This is a genomic window from Pedobacter sp. (assembly GCF_035566355.1).
In the GTDB taxonomy this organism is placed as follows: Bacteria; Bacteroidota; Bacteroidia; order Sphingobacteriales; family Sphingobacteriaceae; genus Pedobacter.
Genome location: NZ_DATMRL010000412.1, coordinates 1 through 4,321 on the forward strand (window position 1 = coordinate 1; position 4,321 = coordinate 4,321).

The window sequence follows — 4,321 nt, forward strand, 5'->3', positions numbered from 1 at the left end:
GTTTATAGCCCTTAGGAAAAAATACAATAAGGGAAAGAAGGTTGCGGCAATGAGCAATGATGCTTTTACTTATCGTATAGAAGGGAAGGTGATCGATGATAAGGGGACCTTCGAATTTACAGACCTCAAACCTGGACAATATTATATTACCACCTGGATTACTTATGAAAAGGAGGCAAGTTACAAGGTAGAATCAGGAACATCAACCCGTTACAATATGTATGGTGAAGTCCTTTCTTCAACCCCGATTTATTCTTACTATACTTATAAATATGCAGTGGAAGATGAAGTTACGGGTATGGTAGAAGTGAAAAACGCAGGGGAAAAAGTAACGGCTTTAATCAGTAAATAAGAGTATATGATGAAAAAAATAGCCACACAACTTTGGGTATACGTTCTCCTGGTTGTTCAGACAGCTGTTGCGCAGACGATCAAAATCCAGGACCCGAACTTTAAAAAAGCGTTGATCGGGCAAGGTATAGATCTGAATGGAGATGGGGAGATCCAGGCCGGTGAAGCACTGAAAGTTACTAAGCTGTATGTGAATAAACAGCAGATTTCCTCTCTTTCAGGAATCAAGAGCTTTACCAATCTGGAAGAATTCGGTTTTTACGATAATGAACTGAAGACCGCAGATTTTCAAGGATTAAAAAGACTGAGGGCGATTTATGGGTTCAATAACAGCCTGGAACAATTGGTTGTAAAGGGATGTGTCAATTTGGAGCGAATTTCTGTTGCCTACAATAAGATTGCCGAAATTGACCTCACCGGACTTTCCATGCTCAAGGAATTGGAATTGCACCATAACCGGCTGATTAAGATCGATGTTGGCAAAAAGCCGGTTCTGTTCAATTGTGAGTTGAATGATAATCAGTTGGCGACTTTCAGCTCAGAGGGGTCAAATGCGATCAAGATATTGCGGCTGGATGCCAATAGCCTTAGTTTCCTCAACCTAACTCATTTGAAGGACCTGGAAGTATTGAACCTCTATGAGAACCGTGATTTGACTGCATTGAAAATAAGCGGATTACGTAAGCTCAAAGAGCTGACTGTTGATTATTGTCCGCTTACCAATCTTAAGATGAGTGGAACAGTAAGTTTGAAGGATTTTTCCTGGCAATTGTTTACCAAATAGCCCCGACAATAAAACCATTTACACAATATATTTTTTTGTTTCTAAAATATAATATACATTTAGCCAAAGTTAAAATTATTATTTCTGTGCTTCGCATGATTGTGGTACTACTGAAGTAAATTTTAATTAACTTTAAGAGAAGGCTTTTTAAACTAAATGTATGAGCGTACAGAAACTGACTATTTCTTCTGAAAGCGGACAGTCAATTGCTTTGGGGCATAGTGATGTTCAAAGCTTTAGCGAAATTTTTCAACGGCATTATGCTGCATTGTGTCTTTTTGCTGAACGTATGGTGGGTAATGATGCAGAAGATGTAGTAGAGGAATTTTTTCTTTCGCTATGGAATACGCCGCATGACTTTGAAAATGATGAACATCTGCGGGCTTTTTTGTACCGTTCTGTTAAAAATGCATGTCTTAATTTTTTGAAAATTTCATTGCGTACGAACGAGCGTAACACAAAATATGCGATTGTTCAGGGGCAAATTGAAAACAGCTATCTGACGGAGATTACGAGAACTGAAATCATCAGGGAGCTACATCAGGCGATCAGTGAATTGCCTCCTCAATGCAGTAAGATCATCTCCATGGGATATATTGATGGCATGAGCAATTCTGAAATCGCGGAGAAACTTGGCTTGTCTTTACAAACGGTAAAAAATCAAAAGCTGAGAGGCCTGGGTTTACTGAGAAAAAGACTACCTGGAGAGCAATATCTTTTGCTATTTATGGTTTTGTACCATCTTTAGTGAATCAATTTAATCATATACAAAGGTAGACTGAAGCTAGTGGATCTTACTGAGTAAGCAATTCCTTCTGGTATTTTTGCGGATCACAGCCGCCCAAATCTATGGTGCCGTTGGCTAAATCCCAGTAGCATGTTTTTGATAGCTTAGTGCTGTTCAAAACAATTAGCCTGTCGTATGCGGGGGCAAAAAAGATGTATTTGTTTTCTTTTTTCAAATTCCAATATAGTCCACCCACATAGTCATTGTCTTTGCTATTGGGATTTTTGGTTCCTTCTCCATAGAGCTTAACTAGCCTATCTTTTATTTCCTTTTTGCTTTGATCTGTCTTCAGCTTGATTCTATAGCCATAAATATTAGGTTCAGCAGAATACGCTTTCAAGATTTTTTCCAATTGGGGCTTGTCTTTAAAGTCCTGAATACTAAACTGGCCTCCGGTAGAATTGCTGTCAATCTTAATCTTCGCATGGATTTGAAACATCACACCTTCTTTTAACTCCATTCCATCAAAAGTATATTTTGTGCTGTCCTTGGTTTCCAAAAGCAGGGCGAATGGATATTCTATGTTATCCGTTCCAATGTTTTTTTTGTCGTTGTAGTTTATTAAGCTTTCAATAGGTTCATTTAAGCTTAATTTTGAGAGGTCAATCTTCTTTTCATTTTTACATGAGCTGAGGAGACCAGCGAAAATAAGTGCTGTGAATAAAAAATGTTTCATAGTTAGGGATTACCACAGCAAAATAGGTAAAAAATCCAGAACTTTATCTGGCAACAGCAGATCTAGGCAAGCCAACACGTAGTAATACTTCATTGGCCTTATCTAGTTTTTCCTGAAAAATAGGTTGATCCTTGAATTTTTCAAGTGAGTTACCTATTTGAACAATTGGAATGTTTTTCTTGTTTAAATCCTCGATTGTCATATTAGAAAGTTATGTGTTTATTCTTTACGCTCAGGATTGTTGTTTAGCTCTTTTAAAAGCGCTCTCTAAATCAGCCATAAAATCATCAGCATCCTTTTTTGAATGTATGACTTGAGATAAACTGTCTTTACGAATAGCTATTGATTTTGGAGCAATAGGATCATTATGACTATTTGCCATTTTCCTATACTCTTCCATTTTTAGTTGAATTCTTCGATTCATATTGCAAATATAATTAATGTTAATGATAATCTATCTTAAACGAAATGTATAGTATCTGTATAAGTCATGTCTTGATCGTTGATAGTCAAATGGTTCTGATCTAGGCTTAGCGATGTAATTTCCCTGGGCATCTGCATCATATTTCCCATTTCTGTATATTCGAACATACCAGTCTATTCCAAGTGGGGTGAAAAATTCATCTAAATAATTTCTGTTTGTTTTAAACATGAGATGATATAAAGTGGCTCTTATATCATCTGAACCATCAACACCCATTACTAGCTGAGAATTTTCTTCTAAAAAATTTAAGCCATGAAATAAAACAGTTGAAAAGACTTTGTTATTATCAAGGTGTTTCAGCCGCATAGTGTCGTGAAATCCTCCATTTTTATCTGACGGACCAAATCCAAGATTAAATACATTAGGCAATAATGGGTCAGGGTGGGGGTCTACTCTAACTATTATTAACCTAATTGTGCCATCTTTTTGGGGTGATTCAAAAGACATTTGTGATAAATCACTTTTTAAGTTAATTGCAGGATATGTTTCTTCAAAGTTTATGGTAACTGGCATTGTCGTAATGTTGTTAGGCCGTAAATCTATTAATAATAATTTTAAGTGTCAATAATTGTTTAAAAATTAATAAAAGATTATATTGTGATAATTCGCTTCTTTGAAAAAAATATTTCATTCTGCTTTGGTACTTTTTCCGATTGGCGTTGTATTGTTATTAAAGTAAACCCAAAATGACCAGTGATGGAAGATGAAAAAGAGCTGATTGCATTAAAAATGGCTGACCTTATCGTAAGGCAATTGAATGCAGAGTTGAATGCTTCGGAAGAAGCTGGATTGCAACTGTGGCTTGATGCAGATCCTGCACATCTGGCTTTGTATGAGGAAATGGCTGACAAACATAGCAGAGGTAAAGCTTTAACGGATATTAAACAGTACGATGTAAAAGCGGCGTTTCAAAGATTTGAAAGTAAAATCAAAACGCCTTCAGTAAAACTATGGCCTCGCATCGCTGCGGCTGCCGCGATTCTTTTGGTTGTTGGATTGGGTGTTTTCTTTTATACTCAACGTCATCTCGAAGGAAGCGGAGCTACGAGAGATCTGCTGGCAAACGACATCAAGCCTGGTGGTAACAAGGCTTACTTAGTTTTGTCTAATGGTAAACGTGTATCGTTAACTGATGCGGCTAATGGTGAGCTCGCTAAAGAAGCAGGTGTAGAAATTACAAAGACTGCTGATGGGCAGGTGGTATATGCCACGAGAGGTAGCGATGAGGAAAGCAGTGAC

The 4,321-nt window shown here is 37.2% G+C and carries 7 protein-coding genes and 1 pseudogene; 4 read left to right on the forward strand and 4 right to left on the reverse strand.

The window, feature by feature from the left end; all coding sequences use genetic code 11:
* The 3 genes from VNZ46_RS15970 to VNZ46_RS15980 form a co-directional block, all read left to right on the forward strand.
* On the forward strand, positions 1-352 hold a 352-nt coding region (locus tag VNZ46_RS15970; protein WP_325561061.1), incomplete at its 5' end, for a hypothetical protein.
* Between the two features lie 6 nt (positions 353-358).
* On the forward strand, positions 359-1,135 hold the full coding sequence (locus tag VNZ46_RS15975) for a hypothetical protein (protein WP_325561062.1): 777 nt from the start codon (positions 359-361) through the stop codon (positions 1,133-1,135).
* A gap of 160 nt (positions 1,136-1,295) precedes the next feature.
* Positions 1,296-1,883 carry an RNA polymerase sigma-70 factor gene (locus VNZ46_RS15980; protein ID WP_325561063.1) on the forward strand — a complete coding sequence of 196 codons (588 nt, stop codon included), beginning with the start codon at positions 1,296-1,298 and terminating at the stop codon, positions 1,881-1,883.
* A gap of 46 nt (positions 1,884-1,929) precedes the next feature.
* On the opposite strand, the gene VNZ46_RS15985 is transcribed toward VNZ46_RS15980, so the two are convergent.
* Genes VNZ46_RS15985 through VNZ46_RS16000 form a run of 4 tightly spaced genes read right to left on the reverse strand, consistent with a single transcriptional unit; the run spans position 1,930 to position 3,595 of the window.
* On the reverse strand, positions 1,930-2,598 hold the full coding sequence (locus tag VNZ46_RS15985; RefSeq protein ID WP_325561064.1) for a hypothetical protein: 669 nt from the start codon (positions 2,596-2,598) through the stop codon (positions 1,930-1,932).
* 43 nt (positions 2,599-2,641) lie between these two features.
* Positions 2,642-2,800 (reverse strand): hypothetical protein, encoded by a 159-nt coding sequence (locus VNZ46_RS15990; RefSeq protein ID WP_325561065.1) that lies wholly within the window; start codon positions 2,798-2,800, stop codon positions 2,642-2,644.
* A gap of 30 nt (positions 2,801-2,830) precedes the next feature.
* Positions 2,831-3,022, reverse strand: a complete 192-nt coding sequence (locus tag VNZ46_RS15995; RefSeq protein WP_325561066.1) for a hypothetical protein — start codon at positions 3,020-3,022, stop codon at positions 2,831-2,833.
* Positions 3,023-3,052: 30 nt separating this feature from the next.
* A complete protein-coding gene (locus tag VNZ46_RS16000) occupies positions 3,053-3,595 on the reverse strand; it encodes a DUF6934 family protein (RefSeq protein WP_325561067.1) in 543 nt (180 codons plus the stop codon).
* Positions 3,596-3,778: 183 nt separating this feature from the next.
* Here VNZ46_RS16000 and VNZ46_RS16005 point away from each other — a divergent pair.
* A pseudogene (locus VNZ46_RS16005) lies at positions 3,779-4,321 on the forward strand (hypothetical protein); the annotation flags it as partial.